This window comes from Paenibacillus sp. FSL M7-0420 (assembly GCF_038002345.1).
GTDB lineage: Bacteria > Bacillota > Bacilli > Paenibacillales > Paenibacillaceae > Paenibacillus_AQ.
The window spans coordinates 5,870,403-5,893,457 of record NZ_JBBOCJ010000001.1 but is presented as its reverse complement, the minus strand read 5'-3'; the positions used below and the strand labels follow the sequence as shown (position 1 = coordinate 5,893,457).

General features: G+C 51.7%; 16 protein-coding genes. 11 read left to right on the top strand and 5 right to left on the bottom strand.

Annotated elements, in window-relative coordinates:
• Positions 1-16 precede the first annotated feature (16 nt).
• Complete coding sequence (locus MKX51_RS25110) at positions 17-919, bottom strand: LysR family transcriptional regulator (RefSeq protein ID WP_036701586.1); 903 nt, start codon at positions 917-919, stop codon at positions 17-19.
• Positions 920-1,305: 386 nt separating this feature from the next.
• On the opposite strand from MKX51_RS25110, the gene MKX51_RS25105 reads away from it, so the two are divergent.
• From MKX51_RS25105 to MKX51_RS25085, 5 genes are all read left to right on the top strand, one after another.
• Positions 1,306-1,761 carry a chemotaxis protein CheX gene (locus tag MKX51_RS25105; RefSeq protein WP_340938361.1) on the top strand — a complete coding sequence of 152 codons (456 nt, stop codon included), beginning with the start codon at positions 1,306-1,308 and terminating at the stop codon, positions 1,759-1,761.
• A gap of 28 nt (positions 1,762-1,789) precedes the next feature.
• A complete protein-coding gene (locus MKX51_RS25100) occupies positions 1,790-2,566 on the top strand; it encodes an SDR family NAD(P)-dependent oxidoreductase (protein WP_340994281.1) in 777 nt (258 codons plus the stop codon).
• 185 nt (positions 2,567-2,751) lie between these two features.
• Positions 2,752-4,239: a DEAD/DEAH box helicase gene (locus tag MKX51_RS25095; RefSeq protein WP_340994280.1), complete on the top strand. Its 1,488-nt coding sequence runs from the start codon at positions 2,752-2,754 to the stop codon at positions 4,237-4,239.
• On the top strand, positions 4,236-4,982 hold the full coding sequence (locus MKX51_RS25090; RefSeq protein WP_036701580.1) for an ABC transporter ATP-binding protein: 747 nt from the start codon (positions 4,236-4,238) through the stop codon (positions 4,980-4,982). Before MKX51_RS25095 ends, MKX51_RS25090 begins: the two co-directional genes overlap by 4 nt.
• Before the next feature lies 1 nt (position 4,983).
• Entirely contained in the window at positions 4,984-6,204 is a 1,221-nt protein-coding gene (locus MKX51_RS25085; RefSeq protein ID WP_340994279.1) for an ABC transporter permease, read from the top strand.
• A 211-nt stretch (positions 6,205-6,415) separates the two neighbouring features.
• Here MKX51_RS25085 and MKX51_RS25080 read toward each other — a convergent pair whose 3' ends face one another.
• Positions 6,416-6,529, bottom strand: coding sequence for a YjcZ family sporulation protein (locus MKX51_RS25080; protein ID WP_209875980.1), 114 nt, complete (start codon positions 6,527-6,529; stop codon positions 6,416-6,418).
• 153 nt (positions 6,530-6,682) lie between these two features.
• Positions 6,683-7,984 (bottom strand): aminotransferase class I/II-fold pyridoxal phosphate-dependent enzyme, encoded by a 1,302-nt coding sequence (locus tag MKX51_RS25075; protein ID WP_340938366.1) that lies wholly within the window; start codon positions 7,982-7,984, stop codon positions 6,683-6,685.
• A gap of 224 nt (positions 7,985-8,208) precedes the next feature.
• Between MKX51_RS25075 and MKX51_RS25070 the strand changes: the two genes are divergently transcribed.
• The 5 genes from MKX51_RS25070 to MKX51_RS25050 all read left to right on the top strand — a co-directional run bounded on the left by MKX51_RS25070 (position 8,209) and on the right by MKX51_RS25050 (position 15,603).
• Positions 8,209-8,994, top strand: a complete 786-nt coding sequence (locus MKX51_RS25070) for a helix-turn-helix domain-containing protein (protein WP_076082292.1) — start codon at positions 8,209-8,211, stop codon at positions 8,992-8,994.
• Between the two features lie 393 nt (positions 8,995-9,387).
• Entirely contained in the window at positions 9,388-10,137 is a 750-nt protein-coding gene (gene gpmA, locus MKX51_RS25065) for a 2,3-diphosphoglycerate-dependent phosphoglycerate mutase (RefSeq protein WP_340994278.1), read from the top strand.
• A gap of 694 nt (positions 10,138-10,831) precedes the next feature.
• Positions 10,832-12,136, top strand: a complete 1,305-nt coding sequence (locus MKX51_RS25060; RefSeq protein WP_340994277.1) for a radical SAM/SPASM domain-containing protein — start codon at positions 10,832-10,834, stop codon at positions 12,134-12,136.
• A gap of 555 nt (positions 12,137-12,691) precedes the next feature.
• Positions 12,692-14,347 carry an ATP-binding cassette domain-containing protein gene (locus MKX51_RS25055; RefSeq protein WP_340994276.1) on the top strand — a complete coding sequence of 552 codons (1,656 nt, stop codon included), beginning with the start codon at positions 12,692-12,694 and terminating at the stop codon, positions 14,345-14,347.
• 152 nt (positions 14,348-14,499) lie between these two features.
• Entirely contained in the window at positions 14,500-15,603 is a 1,104-nt protein-coding gene (locus MKX51_RS25050) for a hypothetical protein (protein WP_340994275.1), read from the top strand.
• 62 nt (positions 15,604-15,665) lie between these two features.
• Here the strand turns inward: MKX51_RS25050 and asd are convergent, their stop codons facing one another.
• Together asd and MKX51_RS25040 are read right to left on the bottom strand one after the other, a co-directional pair.
• Positions 15,666-16,457 carry an archaetidylserine decarboxylase gene (gene asd, locus MKX51_RS25045; protein WP_340994274.1) on the bottom strand — a complete coding sequence of 264 codons (792 nt, stop codon included), beginning with the start codon at positions 16,455-16,457 and terminating at the stop codon, positions 15,666-15,668.
• 91 nt (positions 16,458-16,548) lie between these two features.
• On the bottom strand, positions 16,549-17,646 hold the full coding sequence (locus tag MKX51_RS25040; RefSeq protein WP_340938372.1) for a YheC/YheD family endospore coat-associated protein: 1,098 nt from the start codon (positions 17,644-17,646) through the stop codon (positions 16,549-16,551).
• 220 nt (positions 17,647-17,866) lie between these two features.
• Here MKX51_RS25040 and MKX51_RS25035 point away from each other — a divergent pair, with 220 nt between their 5' ends.
• Complete coding sequence (locus tag MKX51_RS25035) at positions 17,867-22,981, top strand: WIAG-tail domain (protein WP_340994273.1); 5,115 nt, start codon at positions 17,867-17,869, stop codon at positions 22,979-22,981.
• The last annotated feature ends 74 nt before the right edge of the window (positions 22,982-23,055 follow it).

Sequence of the window (23,055 nt, the reverse complement as noted above, 5' to 3'; positions counted from 1 at the left end):
CGAAATAGGGTGCAGGTTACTCTGAGCCGATGAACTGGGTCTCGGGCATTCCCTTAAGGTCGCTCAGGAACTGTCTCATCGCAGAGTTGACATACTTGCCGGATTTGGTAATAACACCTACAGGATGGGTAACCTCAAGCTCGATGATCGGGACGATCCGCAGAGTGCCGCTTCTGACCTCGGCAGTGACAGATTGCTTGGAGATGACCGCCGCTCCCAGATCAAGCTCGACCATCCGCTTCACTTCCTCACTGCTGGTCAGCTCCATAATTACCAGCGGCTGAATACCGTGCCTCGCCAGCACCTCATCGACAAATTTCCGGCCGACCGTATCCGGTGAGAGCAGGATGAGCGGGATGGTGCCCAGTGCCTCGATCCCGGCTGTTTTGACCTGGGCCAGCGGATGGCGGGGCGAAACAACCAGTTCAAAAGTATCATAATACAGGACCGAGGTCGTCATCCCCGGATTGCGGCCGATCAGATAGCCGATGCCGACATCCACAATCCCGTTCTCGACTTGCTGGTAGATCTGGGAGGAGGACATCGATGAGATCGAGGTTTTGATATGAGGGAACTGATCCTGGAAGTAGGAGAGCACCCGGGGGAGAATCTGGATGGCGATGGAGGTGGTCGTACCGAGAATAATATGCCCTTGAGGATTCTCTTCGAGATCGGCAAGGCGCTGCTTAAGCTCATCTACGATTCCGACAATCTGTTCCGCGTGGGCGAGGAAGACCTTGCCCCTGTCCGTCAGCGTTACCGGCTGGTTCCGGTCAACAAGCTGGGTCTTGAACTCTTCCTCCAGGCTTTTGATCTGGGCCGAGACCGCCGGCTGCGTCAGGTTGAGCAGCTCGCCCGCCTTGCGGAAGCTCATGGTTTTGGAGATGGTGATCAATGTTTCGAGCTGGCTGATATTCATGGACTGTCCCCCTTATGGCTACCGGATGGTGCCGCCGTATATTTGTACAAACAGGGAAAGCCGCAGCTTTCCGGAGGGCATATGCGCACATGCCGGCTTCCAGAATTAGAGTCTGTAAGCCGCGGATTCTGACAAAGTAGATAGGTACAAGGGTCGCTGTGAGTGCTGCACTCGGAGGGTATGACGCCGCAGATCTTACGTTTATTGATTAAATTATAGGAGATTCCTCCCGGGAGGGCAATGTTGCGCTCCAAACTATCTTCAGAAATCATTCGACAAGACCATTAATTTTTGGTGAATAATGCCGATATATGAAGTATAATAAATTTTATTGCTTAGGACTTTTGGTATATGACTAAAGACTGGTCGAGGGGGACAGCACTTTCATGAAAGCAGAAGTAATCAATCCGTTTTTAGAGTCTGCGCGCATTGTAATTGAACAGGTGATCCAAGTCTCGCCGTCCACCGGTATGCTGGGGATTAAGGATATTGAACTGATCGATAATCATATATGGATTCAAGTGGGAATGACAGGTCAGCTCAGCGGGAATATTATCTTCGGGATTGCCGAACCGGTAGCACTTAAGATGGTGTCGGCCATGATGGGCGGTTATGTGATAACAGAGATGGATGAGATGGGCCAGAGCGCCATTTCCGAGCTGGGCAATATGATCAGCGGCAATGCCAGTACTATTCTCTCCAATCAAGGGGTGTCGGTAGACATTACCCCGCCGAAGCTGATGAAGTCCGAGAGCATGTCTGTTCTGCCGCGCAAAGCGCTGAGTATTCCTCTTGTGATGGAAGGGATCGGCGAGCTTGATATTCAGGTTATGATCTCTTAGGCGGATAATCGGGAGTTGAATCTATTCCATGGCATTACAAGGCAAAATTGTGGTAATTACAGGCGCTTCCAGCGGGATTGGCGCGCTTACGGCGCAGATGCTTAGCGGGCACGGTGCGGTTCCTGTTCTGCTAGCCCGGTCCAAGGACAAGCTGCAGGCTGTTGCGGCGGGCATTCAGGGGGAGCATGGGCTGTTCGTCTGTGATGTGACCGATGAAACGGCAGTTAAGCATACTTTTGCGGAGATTCTGGAGCAATACGGCAGAATTGATATTCTGCTCAATAATGCCGGTTACGGCAAGTTTGCGGCTTTTACAGAGATGGAGTCTGAAGAGTTCGCTGACATGATGGATGTCAATTATATGGGAATTGTACGCTGCACCAAGGCTGTCGTTCCTCATATGCTTACACGCGGCAGCGGTCAGATCGTGAATGTGGCTTCCATGGCCGGCAAAATCGGAACCGCACGCTCAGTGTCCTACACGGCCACCAAACATGCTGTTCTCGGCTTCACCAATGCGCTCCGCCAGGAGCTGCGTAAGAGCGGTATTATTGTCTCGGCTGTGAACCCCGGACCAATCGCCACCGAATTCTTCAAGACCGCCGACCCTTCAGGCAATTATGAACGAAGCGTAAGCCGGATCATGATGACGCCGCAGCATGTGTCCGCGAAGATCGTCAAGCTGATGGACAAGGGCAAAGAGGAAGTGGATCTGCCCGGTCTGGCAGGCTTCGGCATCCGGCTCTATGGCCTGTTCCCGCGGCTGGCAGACAAGCTGACCTATAACCTGATGAACAGAAAATAACCAGATAAGTATAGATCATAATTACCGTCTGTGGCGTGAACGGCTTGTCCCCCTTTGGTATACAGGTTGGTATGACCGTGATAAATACGGCCCCAACTTAGATTTTATGGCCTTCCATTTGGTGGAGAGGCCTTTTTGGCATATAATGAACATATTATCTTAAGTGAAAAGGATGAAACCCTATTATGAATAAAGCTTCTTTTGCGGCTATCGGCATCCAGGAAGACCTTGCTGCCCGATTGTCTGAATTCGGCATTACTGAACCATCCCCTGTACAGGAGCAGACGATTCCGCTTCTGCTGGAAGGAAGAGATGTTCTGGCCGCATCCCAGACAGGAACAGGCAAGACACTGGCTTATCTGCTGCCGCTGCTGCAAGGGATTAACCCGGACTCGAAATCGGTGCAAAAGCTGGTGCTGGCGCCAACCCAGGAGCTGGCAATGCAAATTCTCCGTGAAGCGGAGCGCTACGGGGCACACCGGGGCATCCGGGCCATGGGGCTGATCGGCGGAGCGGCGATCAAGCGCCAGATTGACAAGCTGCGTGAGCATCCGCATCTGGTGGTAGGCACCCCGGGACGCATACGTGAGCTGATCGGGCTGCGCAAGCTCAAGATGCACGAGGTGAGCACGATTATTCTCGATGAGGCAGATCAGATGTTCCAGCTTAGCGGTGCGGGCGAAGTGACGAAGATCGTCAGCAGTGCGCTGCGTACGCGGCAGCTGGTCATGCTGTCAGCCACCATTGGACCGGAGACCCGCCTGCTGGCAAACCGGGAAATGAAGAATCCGGCGGAGGTGGGCATTGATCCGGAGATGATGACCGCAGCGAGCCTGGAGCATCACTATGTGGTGTGCGAGGAGCGTAACAAGATCGATATGCTGCGCCGGGTCATCCGCCACTACAAGCCGGACCGGGCCATTGTGTTCGTGAACGCTACGGACGACATCGCTGAAGTGACTGCGAAGCTGAACCATCTGGGGCTTCCGGCTGCTGCGCTCTATGGAGATGCGGACAAGGTGACGCGCGCAAACGTGCTGACCCGCTTCCGGGACGGCAAACTCAAGGTGCTGGTCGCCAGTGACGTAGCAGCGCGGGGCCTGGACATTGAGAATCTGACGCTTGTCGTCAGCTTCGATCCGGCCTTTGACTCCGAGCACTATGTCCACCGTGCCGGACGGACCGGGCGCATGGGTAAACGCGGCTTATCCGTAACGATCGTTACGGAGCAGCAGACGTTCATCATGCGCAAATTCGCCCGCGAGCTGGATATCCAGCTGGACGAGCGGGAGATGGCCTTCGGCAAGGCGCTGGCGGAAGGCGAGCGCAGTGATTTAGGCGGCGGGGGCGGGAACGCCCGCCGCGAAAGCGTTGCCCCGCGCGGCGGCATTGCAGCGCGCACCGGCAAGCCGCAGGTGCGGACCTCGGCGGCTGGAACAGCAGCCGGAGGGACGGGCGGCGACGCGCCGGCAGGCCAGCCGGGCGCAGCGGCTGGAGGTAGTGGGGTTACGGTGCGGCGCGGGCAGCACCGGCCGGGAGTGAGCGCCGGCACGCGCAGCGCGGCGGGGCCCGGGGGCAAGGCCCGCAGCCAGGCGGAGCGGGAGCAGAACCGCAAGAATAAGGGAGCCCCGAAATGGCTCAAGAACAAAACCCCGAGAGGTGACGGTCAATGAATACAGCTCCCGTATTGGAAATTACGGGCCTCAGCGGAGGCTACAGCCTGAACAAGCCGGTGCTGCATGACATCGGCCTGCAGGTGCAGCCCGGTGAGATGGTTGGGTTAATCGGACTGAACGGTGCAGGCAAGAGCACCACGATGAAGCATATCCTGGGACTAATGTCCCCGCATAAGGGTGAGATTACGGTACAAGGGAAGACGCGCAGCAGCGATCCTGAGAGCTACCACAGTGCGCTGTCTTTCGTGCCGGAATCTCCTCTGCTCTATGAGGAAATGACGGTTCGTGAGCATGTGGAATTCACTGCCAGAGCGTATGGCGTGGAGCGCAGTGATTATGAATCACGCACCAGCCAGCTGGCTGCACTCTTCAATATGGAGGACAAGATGGATACCTTGTCCTCTCATCTGTCCAAGGGCATGAAGCAGAAGGTGATGATTATGTGCGCATTCGTAGCGCGTCCGGCCCTGTATGTCATCGACGAGCCGTTCCTCGGCCTCGACCCGCTGGGTATCCGCTCCCTGCTGGATTTCATGCTGGACCTGAAGAAGTCGGGAGCTTCAATTCTGCTCAGCTCGCATATTCTCTCTACGATTGAGAACTATTGTGACCGGTTCATTGTGCTGCACGGCGGCAAGGTGATTGCGGAGGGAACCCTCGCCGAGATGACCGCGAAGGCCGGGCGGCAGGGCTTGAATTTGGAGCAGCTGTTCTACGAGCTGGTTCAAGGAGGGAAATGATATGGATTTGAAGGAGCTGCGCCGGCAGCGGCGCAGCCGGTTCACAGGAAGCCTGGTCCCTTATATGGGGTATATCATTCAGAGCGGTGTCGCCATGGTGTTCCTGCTGGTGCTGATCATCTTCTCCGCCTGGTACACAGCGCTGCTGCGCGATATTCCGCCTGGCCTACCGATCCGCTGGATTATGTTCGTCCTGCTGGTGCCTGCGGCGGTACACAGCAGCTTCCGGACGTATCTGCAGACCCCGGATACGATCTTCCTGCTGCCGCAGGGCCACCGGATGAGAGAGTATTTTGCCCCGTCCTGGATCAGCGGCAATGTGTGGAAGATTCTGCGACTGGCCTTTATCCTCATTACATTATGGCCGCTGTACATACGCACCGAGGAGTCACCGCGGGGTCTGCTGGCAACCCTGCTGGTGCTGATTCTGGTCAAGCTGTTATCCAGCTACGGGTTATGGCGGGAGACGGCGATGCTCTCCCGCCCTGCTGCCGCAGGCTATAACCTGTTGCGCTGGGCAGTTGGCGCTCTGATGGTTGGCGCCTGGTTATGGCAGCCGTCCATGCGCGCCCTGATCTTCATCCTGATTCTGGCCGCAGCCTATGCGGCCGCGCTGGCCGTTCCCGGCCGGCACGCTGTTCCGTGGGAACGCCTGATCACCATGGAGAAGAACCAGGGGACCCGGGCGCTGATGGTCCTCGGCTGGTTCGTCGATGTGCCGGGACGCGAGCAGCGGGTCTATGCCCGCCGTTATCTGTCGCGTTGGGGCAGCGGCCTGAGCTGGCAGCGGGATTCCGCCTACCGGTTCCTCCTGACCAAAAGCTTCGCCCGGGGTGATGTCTTCGGCATCGTCCTGCGGATGGCTGTGCTGGACCTGTTCCTGGTGTGGATGATGCAAGCCAGCTATCTCGGCATCGGCATCTATGTATTCTTCCTCTTCCTGATGGGCATTCAGCTGACGGCGCTGCGCAAGCTGCACAGCGAATCGTTCTGGCTGACCGTCTACCCGCTGCCGGAGGGCAGCAAGGGCAAGGGAACGATCCAGTTTGTATTCCGGGTCCATCTGGTCCTGGCGCTGCTGACCGGATTGCCGCTCCTGCTTCAGGCCGGGCAGCGCCCGCTGGAAGTGCTGGGCACCTTCGCCTGCGGATTCCTGCTGGCGTATCTGTTCAAGGTAAGCTCCACCCGCAAGGAAGCGCGTGTGGATGAAGATGACCTGTAGAACAGATTGCCGCAGCCGACAAGGCGTACCCGCAAGCGGGTATGCTTAACACAAATGGCCTCAGACTCTCGCGGATGCGAAGTCTGAGGCCATTTTCAGAAGATAAGAATGTATAAAAGGGAATTCCCTCTTCATATCAGGTGTGGCAGGGAATGCTATAACACGTGGATCGGAGAGAGCACGCAGCTCCCTCCAGGGGACTCACTCCCTGTTAGACAAAGAGTGAACGGCTGATGATGACCAGCAGGATAAAGAGAACCAGAATCGCTCCAGTGCTTGTGAACCCGCCGCCGTATCCGTATCCGCCTCTAACTTCTTCGCTCATGTTCATTCCCCTTTCGCGTGTGAGTTGTTGTACTTGAGTACATCGTATTGTATGTGCGGAGGGCAGAACGTGTATAGGCCAATGCCGTAGCACCGGGCAAAAAAAATCAGCCCCGGCATTCCGGGACTGATGCAGGTATGCAAAGGCGGATGATCAGGCCTTCTCCAAATCACGGATGCCCGCATAGACCAGATCGAACAGATCTTCCAGCTGATCCTCCTCGATACAGGAGAAGGCAATGCGCAGGTCGCTCTCGCCAAGGGCGATGGTGCCCAGGCCGTAGGTGTGGATCAGGTGAAGCCGCAGATCTTCCGCAGAGACGGTAAAGAGCTTCAGGCACATGAAGTACCCGGAGTTGAACGGATAATACGTCCATACATCATCGCCGTATTTACCGCTGTCCAGCAGCGCCTTCACTTTGTTGGCCCGGCCTTTCATGATCTGGAACTTCTCTTCCTTTTGTGCGGCGAATTCCGGCGCCTTCAGCGCGTCCAGGACAAAGGTCTGCGATGGATGTGCTCCGCTGGAGATAGTGGCGCGGATAATGCCCAGTGTTTTTTGCTCCAGGGCTGCCAGCAGCTCTTTGTTCTCCGAAGCGTAGGTGATGAAGCCGACGCGGAAGCCCCAGACGAATTCTTCTTTGGTGGCTCCGTCAATCTTGACCGCCAGTACGCGCGGGTGCAGATTCGCCAGCTTGCCGAATAGAGATTCCTTGAGTGAATCCTCGAAAAAGAGTCCGAAATAAGCATCATCGCTGACCACTACCACATTTACGCCTTCTTCGGCAGCACGCAGGATAGCGGCAACAATGGCCTCGCCTTCTGCAAGGCCTGGCGTATATCCGGTTGGATTATTCGGGAAATTAAGGAGGACGATGGCTTTGCCGCGGTCCTTCTGGGCCAGCAGGGCATCCAGCAGCCCTTCGCTGTTGAAGCTCATATCCTCCGTGAAGAGCGGGTAATTTACGGTTTCAGTCTGGCGGCGGATGCCGAAGGTCAGCTCGTAGTTCTCCCAGTTTTTGTCCGGATAAATGACGGCATCCCCTTGCTCTGCGAACAGATCGGCAACGATGCTAAGCCCGTGGGTCAGCGCATTCGTGACGACTGGATTACTGAAAGACTTGCCTTCAAGCGACGGATTCTCCCGCAGCATCTTCTCCCGCCAGACGGAGCGAAGCTCAGGCTTACCTGCTGGAGGTGCGTAGCCGTAGAGGTCTTTGGGACTGTAAGCGGAGAGCTTATCCTGGATCACGCCAAGGTGCATCGGCAACCCGTTCTCGGTAGCAATCCCGATGGTGGCGTTATACTTTTTGGCATGAGCCGTGGCCTCTGCAGATTGGCTCAGAATACCCTCTTTGGGAAAATAAATCGCTTTACCGAGACTTGAGAGCATATCGTATACATGTTCATTGCCTGCCTTGATGCTGTCATTCAATTGTCCAGCCAGTGGATTCATCAGTTTCATCCTTCCGGTATTCTTCTGGGATATATACGCTAACATTGCCTAACATTATAACACCGTGGATTGCCGCCGTCACTTAGGAATGCTGCGTTTTCATAAATAGTTTTGGAAACGTAGCGGCGTCCCGTCCCCATGCGGAGCCCAGAAGATGTACAAATGGGAACCGGACAAGGTATTATGAAAAGTAAGCTTACGCTATATCTATAGGAGGGAATCATATGCTGCATGCATCGCCATCCTCTTTTGTAATCCTCCCGGCTCTGGCGAAGATTGTCTGTGAACCGGGCTGGAAGTGGCAAAAAAGAGAGAAGCCGCTGCAAAATTACGATTTATTCTACGTCTGGAGCGGGGAGGGGACTGTTGTGCGCGGTGGAGTGCCCTATCAGGTAGGGAAGGGAAGCTGCTTCCTGTTCCGCCCGGGGGATTATACCAGCGCCACACATAATCCGCAAAAGCCGCTTGTGCTTACATATATTCACTTCGATGTTACCGAAGAGGTGACCGAGGTGCCTGCGTTCTACCATGAGCTGAGCGAGACGGTGGAATTCGAGCATCTGCTGGCCCGCTATGTCCGGCTGTTCCTGGTGCAGACCTATGCTGCGGAGGAGGAGGGCCGTCTGATTCTGAAGCAGCTCATGATTCATCTGCTGCGGCAGGATCAGGCAAGGCCGGTCGAGCGCCATGTCAGCAACCAGCTGGCGGAGGTGATCCACGAGGTCGCCAACTATGTCAGCCAGCATCCCGGAGCAGCGCACCGGGTAGAGGATCTGGCCGCCCGTGCAGGGCTGTCCCCGCGTTATTTCTCGATCAAGTTCAAGGAGATCACCGGCTCTTCGGTCCAGTCCTATGTGATCCGCGCACGGATCGAACGGGCTCAGCATCTGCTGCTGTATGCGGGCATGAACGTCACGGAGGTGGCGGATGCGCTCGGCTACAGAGACATCTTCTTTTTCAGCCGCCAGTTCAAGCAGCATACCGGGAAGAGCCCGTCAGAGATCCGCTGAAGCGGCGGGGTGAGTACCGTACTGAGTGTGATATAGGTACCTCGGGTGCTAGATATGCTGGGTATGCATTGGGTGCTTGATGTGCTATGTATGCTACGTGTGATAAGTGTACCATGTGCGCTATGCGGACCGTGCGGACCTTATTTTGCGAAAAAGGCACTTATTGCCCCCCGCTGCGGACTCAGGGGCCGTTATCAGGCTGATTGGGGCTGAAATAGAGGCGTATGGGCTAACTTAAGAGCATCTGAGTCCGCTTGCCCTCCGTGATCTGGCAAAATAGCTGAAATAGCGGCTTCCCAGTCCGCAAGGCAGGCCTGAAGTTGAAGCGCACACTGCGCTGTGACAGAATAGAAGCAAGAGAAGCCAATCATACACGGGAGAAGGAGAATACTTATGTACGAAATCGTTCTGATACGGCATGGTGAGAGTGAATACAACCGGCAGAATCTGTTTACGGGCTGGAGTGATCCCGATCTGACGGAGAAGGGCGTGGAGGAGGCCAAGAAAGCGGGCCGGCTGCTGAAGGAGAACGGATACACCTTCGATCTTGCATTCGCTTCGGTGCTGAAGCGTTCGATCAAGACGCTGAACTATGTGCTGGATGAGATGGACCTGCTGTGGATTCCTGTGCAGAAGTCGTGGAAGCTCAATGAGCGCCATTACGGTGCACTACAGGGCCTCAGCAAAAGTGAAACGGCCCTTCAATACGGTGAGGAGCAGCTCCATATCTGGCGGCGCAGCCTCTCGGTCCGCCCTCCGATGCTGGAGCCGGATGATCCGCGTTATGCCAGACATGATATCCGCTACAAGGAAGTGCGTCCGGGTGACATTCCGCGCGGCGAGAGCCTGGAGGATACCGTGCACCGGGTCGGAGATTTCTGGACCAACCGGATCGTACCGCTGATCCGCAAGAAGGAGCGGGTTCTGATCTCGGCGCACGGCAACACGCTGCGGGCGCTGATCAAGTATATGGAGGATATCGACGAGACCGCACTGCTGGATCTCAATATCCCGACCGGCGTTCCGCTGGTCTACAAGCTCGACGACGATGTGAAGCCAATCAGCCGCTTCTATCTAGGCGAACCGGAAGAGGTGCAGCAGAAGGCCCGCGAGGTGGCGAACCAGAGCAAGGTTACGGAGTAACCGGAGCGGCGCTGCGTTCAGCTTGGCATAGATGATAATAAAGGGAGTATTCCAGCCAATTCTTGGTGTGGGGATACTCCCTTTTTGTGATTGTTTTACATAATTTATAGTTTAGTGTAAGGAGGGATTAAACTCAAGAATGGTTTCAACCATAACAAGCGACACACAATTGTCGACTATCAAATTAACATTATTATTTATTTTAAATGCTAATATGTATATATTAGTTTATTTATGTAATCTTATTACTTGTAAAATAATGTGACAAATTTAATATTATTACTATAGCGATAAATGTTAAAACTAAATTATCGAAATATAACCTCCAGAGTTGTTATATTTTGGATTTACATTAGGAACATTTTATATTTATAAGGAGGTGAGGAAATGAATTATATTATTACACCTAATTATCATGAATGGGGATCAGGTGGGGGAGGATGTCAAACATATGTAACTTGTAATGTTAATGTTCCATGTCCTGGTTACGCCTGCCCATTTAAATTCTTAGGCAACTGATTTTTTGCAATTGAAATAATAATTTCGAATTATTAAATAAGATGATATTTCCTATTGGAAATTTGATGATTAATTATTATGGGGGAAATTCCAGATATCTTGTTAATAGGAATACCCCATAGGTAATAATTTTTGATGTGATTTATTACATAAAATTATTTTGGGGGTTAATGCATTGTATACGGCATCTAAGTTTAATTTATATTTTGATGATGGAGACTCTAACTTTCTATTCAATAGCCATACAGGGGCGTTTGTAAGTTTGGATACTGAATATCAAAGTAGTGTGCGATTATTAAAAGAAGGAAGACTAAAGGAGATTCCTGTTATCCATGTAGATAAATTAAAAGAAGCGGGATTTATGATTGGTAAGGAAGTTAACGAAAATTTGTTTTATACATACATTACTAATAAGTCTAAATATTCCGAGCAGTTTTTAGGGCTAACTATTGCTACTACATTACAATGTAATTTTAGATGCCCTTATTGTTATGAGGAACATCTGGACTCTTATTTTGATGAAAATAAAGAACAAGCTTTGTTGGAATTTATTAAAAATCACATGGTCGGAAAAGAAACACTATCGATAACGTGGTACGGAGGGGAACCGCTTTTACAAAAAGAGATGATCCGCAGAGTTTCTAAAGAATTAATTGCGGAATGTGATGAAAAGAACATTAACTATAATTTTAGTATGGTGAGTAATGGTTATCTTTTATCGAGAAAAGTAGCTGAGATGTTGGTAAATGAGTGTAAAGTTACATCAGTTCAGATTACATTAGACGGTGGTCCTGATACCCATGATCAAACTAGATATTTAAGAAGTGGAGACGGGACTTTTCATAAAATCATGGAGAATATAAAGGATGTTTATGATCTTTTAAATATAGTAATTAGAGTTAACGTCTCTCAGAATAATGTTGAAGATGTACATAAGCTTTTTCCGATTCTACTTGAAAATAACTTGAATAAAAAAGTTGGTTTGTATTTTGCCCCAGTAACTTCCCATGAGGGTACCTGCCAATCGGTAAGTGAATCCTGCCTTTTAACAGAAGAGTTCTCAAAATGGGAAATGGAACTAATTAAACATGCGGATTTATTAGGCTTTGACATGGGGAAAATGTATCCTTCAAATTTAGGGGGAAGTGTATGCACTGCCGTAAATAACAATTCATTTGTTATCGATTCCGAAGGAGATCTATTTAAATGTTGGAACGAAGTTGGGAAAAAAGAACTTAGAGTTGGAAGCATTACAGAAGGTCTTGCTAATGCTGCGAGATATGTTGAATGGGTAGAATGGCAATTTCCCGACAAGTGCAATGAATGTTCAATATTTCCGTTATGTAAAGGTAGATGTCCAGATATGAGCCGGAATGGAGAAGACTTTGAATGCAATCAATTAAAGTACAATATCGTAGAGCGTTTGTTAAGATTCTATAAATTAAAATCATCCTCCGAGTTACAAGAACAAGGAAGTTGAGAATGATGCAGAATAAAAAGAATTTTTTATCACTGAATGGAATTTTTGATAGTCGAGACTTTGAGTCTTAACTATAAATACTTTTATAAAAGGGAGGTGAAAAGATGGATTATATAGTTACACCAAACGGTCATGAATGGGGTTCAGGTGGAGTTGGGGGGGACTGTGGAAATTATACTTTCTGTAACAAAATCGAAGTTTGTAAAACTAATTCTCCTTGTGGAACTTTTTGTGACAAATGTTGGATCAACATCTTTTAATTAAAATTTAAGGAGGAGATTAAATGGATTACATAGTTACACCAAATGGTCATGAGTGGGGTTCAGGTGGAGTTGGTGGAGACTGCACGAAATATACTTTCTGTAACAAAGTTGAGGTTTGCAATACCAATTCTCCTTGTGGGTCCTATTGCGACAAGTGTTGGATTAAAATTTTCTAATTATTCAGAAGGAAATTTATTAATTTGTAGAACTAATATTTAAAGAATATGCTACTATGTCTTTGCACGTTCGGGTTGTGGCAACAATTCGAACGTGTAAAGTAGGGTGAGGTTAAATGGAAAAAAAACCGATTAAATATTTTCTGACTTTAACAAAATCCAAAAAAATGATCTGTTCTATTATCTTTATAATACTGCTTAACATATTTTCTTCTTATTTTTCTCTTATTCCAGCCTATTTAACCCAGATTATTTTTGATAAAGTAATCAAAGAATTTGATTTCAAATTGTTGGTGATTATTTTAGTGCTTTTAATAACCTTTTTTTTAATAAGCGGATTATTAAATGTCATTAACACTTCTTTTTATGTAAAAGTATTGAATGCCTCAAGCCTAACATTTAGAAAAAAGTATTTAGAATCTTACTTGGCTAAAGATTTTAACAGCATTTCTAACTATTCTGAAGGGGACATTATATATAGGGGGAATAATGACATCCAAAATGTTTGTGAGCTTTCCTTTGAGATTATTATTAAAACAATAACACAATTAGTACTTCTAATTGGAATTTTGATTTTGATGTTTCATAGCAGCAAGATACTTAGCTTATGTGTAATAATAATGATGTTGGTCGATTATATGTATAACTTCCTTTCATCAAATAAACTTAAAAATAAAGTGGATCAGGTTAAAACTTCTGATTCAAACTTATTCGAAAGTTATAAGCAAATCATTAATAGATATATATACATAAGATTGAATAGATTAAATCAGCAAGAGTTGGAACGTTTCTCTAAAGTTTTATCAATATCTTTTATAAATAAAAAAGTGCTAATTATAAGCCAATCTATACTTTCAGGGATATCAGGAATGATTTCAGGATCTAGACAAATGCTTGTATTGTCCATAGGCGCCTATCTGGTTGCTAAAGGCCAGCTATCAATTGGAATACTCATTGCATTTAATCAACTCGCTCAAGGACTAAATTCCCCAGCTCAATTTTTCTCCAATTGGATTCATTTCTATAAAAATTTATTGTCCTCTCACGAAAGAGTATATGATATTGTGAAATTCGAAGCAGAGCATGAAAAAAAGGTGATTATTGATCCTAATGTTAAGCTAATATGTGAAAATGTAAACTGTAATGTAAACGGAAAGAAATTGATTGAAAATGTTAATTTAATCATCTTTTCAAAAGAAAAAGTTGCAGTTACTGGAGAAAGCGGATCAGGCAAATCGACATTATGCAAACTTATCGCTGGGCTATACGGATATCAAGGAACTGTCTCTGTAAATGATATGCAAACCAACGGAAAGCCGGCGATTAGTTTTATGTTAGATGAGAGTAGTATTTTTAGGGGAACCTTTTGGGAAAATATGACCTATGGTTTGAACAAAGAGCAGCTAACTAAAGAAAAAATAAAGAATGTGCTGGTAATGGTGAAACTTGAATATTTATTTACTCAGACCCAAGAACTTTCAGCTATGATAGATCATAACACATTATCTAAGGGGGAAAAGCAAAGAATTGAGCTGGCAAGGATTATGCTTTTAAAGCCTGAGCTTATTATTCTTGATGAGCCGACCTCTGGATTGGATGAAGAAACGGAAAAATATGTTTGGGATAATTTCCGAAGAGAGTGTGAAGAATCTACAATTTTATACACCACTCATAAGCGTAGTATCATTAAATGTAATGATAGAATTTTGGAGATGAGAAAAGGGAAAGTTTTTGATTTATCGTCCCGAAATAATTTAATGAGTTCTGTCTAACTGTAATTTATAAACTTATAAAGGAATGCTTAATTACCATGAAAAAGCTTCTCCACATACTTTGTTCTCTATTAGTCCTGTTCACTGTATCCTGTAATCAACAACAACATATTTCAACGTGGAAGTCAGATTTGGAGTACGTAAAGTCGGAAATGCCAAACAAAGATATCGGTTTGATTACAAATCCAGCAAGATCCGAGGAGTTTAAGCACGCGATAGATCAAATTATCTCCAATCTGCCGAAATACGATAATGATGATCAAATCTTCGCAGATCTTTCCGGAGCAATCGCCTCCATCGGCCAGTTACATACTGCGTTACAGCTTAAGAATGAAGATGTGCTGCCGTTTAATTTTTATTTTGAACAGGGGAATTTATTTGTCACCGGTGCTGCTCCAGGGTACACAAATACTTTTTTTATGAAATTAATTAAAATTAATGATACGCAGGTATCTGAAATCATTCAGAAGCTGGAGAAAATTATTTCGCATGAAAATATACAGGGCTTGCAATCCAAGGTGCCAACGTACATGCTCTATCCATCCATCTTGCATGGTCTGGATATTGTTAAGGATAAACAGCAAATGGAATTGACCTTTCAAAATAAAGCGTCACAGGAAATTAAGTTTTCCATTCAACCTGTGTCTCCCCAAAAATATATGGCCGAACTTCAAGTTCCCCATGCCGGAAATCCCTTTTACGATAAATTCAGAGGCTCCAATTACGGGATGGAGTATCTGGCTGCACAAAAGGCTCTGTATATTGCGTATAATTTTTGTGCCGAGGATACAGAATACAGCTTTCAAACCTTTCAAGATGATATAGTGAGGTCAATTCGTAATGAATCCGCAGGGAAGTTGATCATTGATTTAAGGGCCAATCCGGGAGGCGATTCTCGAATTTTCGATCCCTTGATTGAGGAATTGACTTCCATTGGCCGGCTTCATAAGAATGTATATGTTCTGATTGGAAGGAATACCGCTTCTTCAGCCATTACCAACGCACTTTCCTTAAAGGAGTCTCTTGATGCTGTTCTTATCGGGGAACCTACCAAGAGCAATCCTAACAGTGCAGGCGAAACACTGCCATTGACATTACCGGATACAGGACACATTATCAGCTACAGTACTAAAGAATTTCATTTATTAAATAGATCGGCCGATGCATTGTTACCGGATATCCCTGTGGCATTCACTATGGAGGATTATACTAGGGGAAGCGACTCTGTGTTGAATAGGGCTCTGGAAGAGGAATAATATCTGCATATTAAAAGGACTTCAGGCTGTTTCTGCCTGAAGTCCTTTTTGAATAGACTGTGTTACACCGGCCGCCGCATCTCTCCCAGCAGCTCGCCCATCTTCACCTTCGTGTCCGGGGCAAGCCCGGGGCGCGGGGTGAAGGTGCCGCTCTCCATCAGCAGGACTACCGTGGAACCGAATTCGAAATATGCCAGGTCGTCGCCGCGCTGCCATTCTCTGGCCGCCTCATCGGTGTAGCGGATACTGCTCACATTCATTGCGCCTACCTTGACCACGGCGGTCTCGCCATGGCTGCCGGCTATATAAGTAATCAGCCGTTCGTTACGGCTCAGGACACTCTTCATATGGCGCATGCCGAAATCATTCACGGGGTAAGCCCGTCCGCGGATATAATCGCTCTCCCGGAGCTGTCCGGTTAACGGGGAGTGAATCCGGTGATAATCGGTAGGGCTTAAGTAGAGGACGAAATAATAGCCTTTCTTGTACAGTTCGAGGTGTGGCGAGTGATTAAGCAAATCCTCCAGCGTATAATCCTGCCCCTTCACATTCATTATCGTGCCGCAGTTGATTTCACCCATTGCCGTAATCATCGCGTCCACGGGACTGGCTACGGCATGCTCACCGCTGGCCACCGGGCGCGTCCCCGGCTTCAGGCGGCGGCTGAAGAATTCATTCAGTGTACGGTATTCTCCGGCAGCCTTCTCCGCCTCGGCGGCAGGAATCTGATAGGAACGAATAAATACCGGAATCATAAGGCGGCTGAGTCTGCTGTGGGATAAAGCCCCCATCAACCTGGAAAGCCATCTGTGCGAGGATAGCTCGGTCATCAGCCGCAGCAATTGTTTAACCATGCCCATCTCCCTTCCATCATGCAGCAGTGTTATCCCGTGCCAAAGGGACTCCACCCGCTCTGCATTATATTGACATAGAATAGGAGACAAATCAATAAGAGTTCATTCTTAATGCTTCTTCGTACAGATATCTGGCATAGCCCATAGGCTGGCGGTAGCTGTCTTTCCATACCCCGCGCAGTCCGGCCTTCTGGAAGCCGTAACGCTGGTCGCGCCCGTTGCATTCAATGAAATACAGATGTCCGTGCTTCGTGACACCGATGTCCAGACCGATATCGGCCAGCCCCGGCAGACTCTTCTCCAGCTCACGGGCGATGGCGAGACTGAGGGAGAGGACGGACATACGGATTCTGGCTGCCTCTTCTCCAGGGAATGCCTGCTCCAGGGCAAAAGAGGACTTCAGGGCTTCGCCCCCTCTGGCAATGTTCGATACAAAGCCGCCGGGCGCAGCCAGCTTGGCGAAAAGGCCGGTGACCTGCCACGCTCCGCCCCAGCCCCGCTGTACCGTGACACGCAGGTCAAAGGGGCGTCCGTTAATCTCAGCCAGCGGAATCCGTTCCTGGACCAGATAGGGCACAGAAGAGAGCCGGGCGCGGAGGACCCGGGGAAGGGCGTCCGGGTTAACGGCTCTGCTAACCTTGCGTCTTGAGCCAGAGAGAGAGTAGCTCCAGAGCCAGCGCCCTTCGCCGCTGCGGGTGAGCCGCATCACACCGTTACCCACGCTGCCCCGGCAAGGCTTGAGGATCAGATCCGGGTAGCGGCCCATCATCTCCCTCAGACCGGAGAGTCCGCTTGCAGTGACCGGCAGATAAGCTTGCAGTTCGCGGCTGCGCTCCAGCAGGCCGTGAATCTGATCCTTGCCGTAGCGGTTACAGCTGTTATAGACCTGAATTCCCTGCCGGAGCAGGCGCTCGACGCCAGTGCTGCGGGGATCATAGATTGCCCGGTTGTGGATGACCTCCGGCGTAGGGACGATTTGTCTGCGGTAGCCTTGCGGACCTTTCTTCATATAGACACTGCTGAAGCCGGACGCCACGTCGATGTCGGACAGCTTCACAAAGCAAGGGGTTAATCCGTATGCGGCGGCGGCCTCTTCGTAGTTGGCCAGAGATTCCTGTCCGGTTTTTAACCGGGGAACGCCCCCGTGCATAGCGGCATTTAGCAGTATCCCAACGAGCTTTTGCCCCATGTTCGTTCCTCCTGTTATCTTGAAGTACTTCCCGGCTGTTTTTATGTCTCCTGTCATTGTATGTATGTACGTGCCCGTAAGGGTTGGACGGATGCGCGGCGGCAGATGCCCTTTTTTGAAAGGAGAAGATTGGATTACCGGCAAGGGGAAGGGTGTCATCCGCCCATGCTGCTGCATATGATGCCTAGAAGATACAACAGATGGAAGGAGGAGACTGCTTGTGAAGAGTCCCAAACGAAAACAGCAGCGCAGTTCCAAAAGACCGCTCTATTACGTGGATAATCCCGATACGACTGAACTTAGCATGCTAGACAGCAGTCCCAAAACACAAAAAAACCAGGAACTGGAATGGACGGAAGTGGCAGAGGGAGAAGACCTTGCCCTGCAGGTGAGCGGGGTGGAGATGCTGGAAGTGACCGCGCCGCTCCAGCAGACTGTGCTTGCACCGGAGGGGAAACAGGAAGCCGTGACGGAAGAGGGGCGCCAGCAGGAAGGCACTGCTGCCCTGCCAGAAGCGGAGGTAACAGCTCCACCGGAAAAAGAACGCCTGCAGCCCGTATACACCGATGATCTGTCCGATGGCGCCGTCACTGGTGCCAAGATTGCTCCACGGACCATTGACGGGTCCAGACTAAAGCATGGCATCATCGGTACACCCTGGCTGCAGGACTATGCGGTGCAGAGCATCAACCTTGCGGACCGGTCGGTTACCTCCTCGAAGATAGCGCCGGAGTCCATTACCGGTGAGCATCTGGCGGAGAGCAGTGTCAGCGGGGGCAAGCTGCTGGATCACTCCATCGGCGGCGAGAAGCTGAAGGATGGCAGCGTCGGCCCGGAGAAGCTGGCAGACCGGATGATCAGCGGAGGACATATTGCCGACGGTGCCATCAGCAGCAGACATCTCAGTGAGTTCATTATCACAGCGGAGCTGCTGGACGATGGGGCGGTCACTGGTGAGAAGATTCTCAGCAGCAGCATTGACAGCCGCCATCTCAGCAACGGCAGTATTGACCGCTCTAAGCTGGCTGACGAAGCGGTGTCTGCCGACAAAATCGCCGATGGCGAGATCAGCGGTGTCAAGCTGGGTGATGCGGTGATCGAGAGCCGGCATGTGGGGGAAGGCGTCATTACTGCCAAGCATCTGGCACCGGGCGCCATTGGACGGGAGCAGCTGGCGGCACGCCTGATCGGCAAGGAGCAGCTGCAGCCCGGTATTATTGAGAGCGGGCATCTCGCAGACGGGGCAACCGGGTCCCGGCAGATCGCGGCGAAGGCTATCCGCAGCCAGCACATTAACCCGGAGAGCATCCATGCCGACCATATTGCCGAAGGTGAAGTTGGCAGCCGTCATCTGGCGGACCGCAGCATTTCTTTTGTGAAGCTGGCGGACGGCGCGGTAGGAACTGCACAGCTGATTGAGCAGGCGGTCACCTCTTCCAAAATTGCGGATCAGAGCATTCTTGCTCATAAGCTGGCTGACGAAGCCGTGATGACGCGCCATATTGCGAAATCTGCCGTGCGCAGTGCGCAGATTGCCGCGCAGGCTGTCACTTCGGCACATTTGCAGCGCGAGGCCGTGGATCATTCTCATCTAGCCGCAGAGTCTGTAGGCTCAGTCCAGCTGCAGGAGCATTCCGTCCTGACCGGCCATCTGGCCAAAGGAGCAGTTACGGAAGAACAACTGGGGTATGAATCCGTTACAGGAGAACATATTAGCCCCCAGAGTATTACTGCAGCCAAGCTGGCGGACGGCAGCATCATTACCGCCAAGCTGGCCACGGGCGCGGTCGGGGGTACGATTCTGGCAAAAGAAGCGGTTAGCGGTGAGCATATTGCGGTCTGCGCCGTGGAGGAGAAGCACCTGGCGGACGGCAGCATCAGCGGGCGGGTGCTGCAGGAGGAGGCTGTAGACGCCAGTCATCTGGCATCCGGCGCCATCGAACGCCGGCATCTGGGAGACAGCAGTGTGACTTCATCCGCGCTGCAATCCGGTTCGGTCACGGCAGATAAGCTGTCTTCCGGTGCCGTCAAGGAGGCCCATCTCACTGCGGCGATCGTGCAGCCGCATCATCTGGCCGACTATGCCGTCACTTCCCTGAAGCTATCGCCGGAGAGTGTCTCAACGGATAAGCTCGGTGATCTGGCCGTCACTTCAATTAAGCTGGCGGACGGCAGTGTAAGCGCGGAGAAGCTGGCAGCCTCAGCAGTGCAGACTGAGCATCTGTCGGCAGGCGCGGTCGGCCCGGATTCGCTTAAGGATACGTCTGTGCAAGGCAGACATTTGGCGGCTGGCAGCGTGGGCGGAGCACATATCCGGCCGATGTCGATCGGCAACGGACATCTTATTCCAAGCTCTGTCTCATCGATCCAGATTCAGGATGACAGCATCAGCGGCTCGAAGCTGGCTGAGGGAGCGGTAGCATCCCGCCATCTTACTCCCGGCAGTGTGGGCGGAAGCCAGCTGGCGGAGGCCTCCGTGGAAGGGCGGCATCTCGCGGATGGCGGCATTCGTCTGGCGCATCTGGCGGAGGAGGTCCGCAGTGCGGAGCTACTGCCCGACGGAAGCATTGGCGCGCAGAAGCTGGCAGCGGGTGCTGTAGAGTCGGTTCACTTGGCTGAAGCGAGTGTTCAGGCCGTTCATTTGGCGCAGGGAGCGGTGGAAGCCCGGCATATCGGTGCCGGAGAGATTACGCTGGCCCATCTGGCCAAAGAGACGCGCAGCGCGGATCTTCTGCCGGATGGCAGCATCGCAGGCAGCAAGCTGGGGGCGGGAGTGGTAGGGGCCTTCCATTTGGCTGCAGGCAGTGTGTATGGCGGCCACCTGGCTGCGGATGCAGTAAGCAGCCGGCATATCCGCGCCGGCAGCATTCAGCTCAGTCATTTGGCTTCCGATACGCGGGGCGCAGACCTGCTGCCGGATGGCTGCATAGGCGGAAGCAAGCTGGCCGAAGGCGCAGTGGATTCGCAGCATCTCCAGCCGCAGAGCGTGGATGCAGAGCATCTTGCGGGCGGAGTGATTCAAGAGCGTCATTTGGGCTCAGGAATTATCCGGCTGGCGCATTTGGCAGAGGAGACCAGAAGTGCGGACCTGCTGCCGGATGGCAGTATAGGTGGAAGCAAGCTGGCTGAAGGGGCAGTGGATTCACAGCATCTCCAGCCGCAGAGCGTGGACGCAGAGCATCTTGCAGACAGAGTAATTCAGGAGCGTCATTTGGACTCGGGCATTATCCGGCTGGCGCATCTGGCAGAGGAAACGAGAAGTGCGGACCTGCTGCCGGATGGCAGTATAGGCGGAAGCAAGCTGGCCGAAGGCGCGGTGGGTTCGCAGCATCTCCAGCCACAGAGCGTGGACGCAGAACATCTTGCCGGTAGAGCCATCCAGGAGCATCACTTGGGCTCAGGAATTATCCGGCTGGCGCATCTCGCGGAGGAAACCAGAAGTGCAGAGCTGCTGCCGGATGGCAGTATAGGTGGAAGCAAGCTGGTTGAAGGCGCAGTGGGTTCGCAGCATCTCCAGCCGCAGAGCGTGAACGCAGAACATCTTGCAGGCGGAGTAATCCGGGATCGCCATTTGGGGCCTGGAATTATCCGGCTGGCGCATCTCGCGGAGGAAACCAGAAGTGCGGAGCTGCTGCCGGATGGCAGTATTAGTGGAAGCAAGCTGGCCGCAGGTTCTGTGGGCTCTATCCATTTGGCTTCCGGCAGCATCTACGGAGGTCACCTGGCGCCTGAAGCCGTGGATAGCTGTCATATCCGTCCAGGCAGCATCGGCCTGGAGCATCTGGCTCAGGATGCCCGGACCTCCGAGCTTTTGCAGGACGGCAGTATTACAGGGGAGAAGCTTGCTCCTCACAGCATTGGAACCAGGCATCTGGCAGAAGGGTCAGTGGGAAGCTCCGAGCTTCAGGATGAAGCGGTGGATGGCTCTAAAATCTCTTCCTTTGCCATCCAGTCCCGGCATCTGGAAGAAGACAGCATCCAGAGCCATCATATTGCTCAGGGTGCAGTGAACAGAGATCATCTGGCGCCTGATTCAGTGGATAGCAGCCATCTGCGTGCGGGCAGCATCCAGCGGGAGCATCTGGCCGAGGGCACGCTGACTTCTGAGCTGCTGGGAGAAGGCAGCATAGACGGCAGCAAGCTGGCGCAAGGAGCTGTCGGATCTAACCATCTGGCACCGGTCAGCGTCTACGGAGGCCATCTGGCTCCCGGAACCGTTGACGGGCGTCATATCCGAGGCGGCAGCATTGGCCTGGAGCATCTGGCCGAGAATGCGCGGACTTCCGAGCTATTGCAGGACAGCAGTATTACAGGCGAGAAGCTTGCTCCTCACAGCATTGGAACCAGGCATTTGGCGGAAGGCGCAGTGGGAAGCTCAGAGCTTCAGGATGAGGCAGTGGATGGTTCCAAAATCGCTTCCTTTGCCATCCAGTCCCGGCATCTGGAAGAGGACAGCGTGCAGAGCTACCACATTGCTCAGGGTGCGGTGAGCGGGGATCATCTGGCGCCTGATTCAGTGGATAGCGGCCATCTGCGTGCGGGCAGCATCCAGCGGGAGCATCTGGCCGAGGGCACGCTGACCTCTGAGCTGCTGGGAGAAGGCAGCATAGACGGCAGCAAGCTGGCGCCAGGAGCGGTGGGGCCTAATCATCTGGCTCCGGGCAGCATCTACGGGGGCCATCTGTCTCCCGGAATCGTTGACGGGCGCCATATCCGTCCTGGCAGCATCGGCCTGGAGCATCTGGCCGAGGATGCGCTGACCTCAGAGCTGCTCCCGGACCATAGTGTCAACGGAGAGAAGCTTGCGCTTCACAGCGTCGGCACCGGACATCTGGCTGAAGGTGCGGTAGGCAGCATTGAGCTGCAGGATGAGGCGGTGAAGGCTGCCAAAATCGCTTCCTTTGCCGTTCAGTCCCGGCATCTGGAAGAAGACAGCATCCAGAGCCATCATATTGCTCAGGGTGCAGTGAACGGGGATCATCTGGCGCCCGGATCAGTCAATGCGGAGCATCTATCCTTCCATCCGGTGCAGAGTGTCGGGAATCGCGATGTTTTGCAGCAGTTCGGGATGACGGCGTTCATGTTCAACGGTGAGGCGGAGAGTGTGGAGGTGACGGTTTCTTTTGACGAGAGCTTCGGCCATACCGGCTATGTGCTGGTTGCCATGGCTAACCAGCCGTACTTCCATGCCTCGCTTAAGAACAGAACGGGCGGAGGAGCGACGATTGAGGTGGTACGGCTGCGCGAGACCCAGCATTTCTATGGCGTGCTGTCGTGGATTGCGCTCGGCACTCCGCTGGTCAAACCTGCTGTGGAGCATCGTGCTTTTGATTGATTGATCCAGGGCACAATAGATTGTACATGGGGCGCAGCCGTGGGTTGCGCCTTTTGTGCATGATTACGCCAGGC

What these genes read in the sequence shown, in the direction of transcription:
- MKX51_RS25085 (WP_340994279.1), top strand. Translation starts at nt 4,984, where the DNA reads ATGGATTTGAAGGAGCTGCGCCGGCAGCGGCGCAGCCGGTTCACAGGA.
- MKX51_RS25110 (WP_036701586.1), bottom strand. Translation starts at nt 919, where the DNA reads ATGAATATCAGCCAGCTCGAAACATTGATCACCATCTCCAAAACCATG.
- MKX51_RS25040 (WP_340938372.1), bottom strand. Translation starts at nt 17,646, where the DNA reads ATGGGGCAAAAGCTCGTTGGGATACTGCTAAATGCCGCTATGCACGGG.
- MKX51_RS25095 (WP_340994280.1), top strand. Translation starts at nt 2,752, where the DNA reads ATGAATAAAGCTTCTTTTGCGGCTATCGGCATCCAGGAAGACCTTGCT.
- MKX51_RS25080 (WP_209875980.1), bottom strand. Translation starts at nt 6,529, where the DNA reads ATGAGCGAAGAAGTTAGAGGCGGATACGGATACGGCGGCGGGTTCACA.
- MKX51_RS25100 (WP_340994281.1), top strand. Translation starts at nt 1,790, where the DNA reads ATGGCATTACAAGGCAAAATTGTGGTAATTACAGGCGCTTCCAGCGGG.
- MKX51_RS25055 (WP_340994276.1), top strand. Translation starts at nt 12,692, where the DNA reads ATGGAAAAAAAACCGATTAAATATTTTCTGACTTTAACAAAATCCAAA.
- MKX51_RS25105 (WP_340938361.1), top strand. Translation starts at nt 1,306, where the DNA reads ATGAAAGCAGAAGTAATCAATCCGTTTTTAGAGTCTGCGCGCATTGTA.
- MKX51_RS25070 (WP_076082292.1), top strand. Translation starts at nt 8,209, where the DNA reads ATGCTGCATGCATCGCCATCCTCTTTTGTAATCCTCCCGGCTCTGGCG.
- gpmA (WP_340994278.1), top strand. Translation starts at nt 9,388, where the DNA reads ATGTACGAAATCGTTCTGATACGGCATGGTGAGAGTGAATACAACCGG.
- MKX51_RS25050 (WP_340994275.1), top strand. Translation starts at nt 14,500, where the DNA reads ATGCCAAACAAAGATATCGGTTTGATTACAAATCCAGCAAGATCCGAG.
- MKX51_RS25090 (WP_036701580.1), top strand. Translation starts at nt 4,236, where the DNA reads ATGAATACAGCTCCCGTATTGGAAATTACGGGCCTCAGCGGAGGCTAC.
- asd (WP_340994274.1), bottom strand. Translation starts at nt 16,457, where the DNA reads ATGGTTAAACAATTGCTGCGGCTGATGACCGAGCTATCCTCGCACAGA.
- MKX51_RS25075 (WP_340938366.1), bottom strand. Translation starts at nt 7,984, where the DNA reads ATGAATCCACTGGCTGGACAATTGAATGACAGCATCAAGGCAGGCAAT.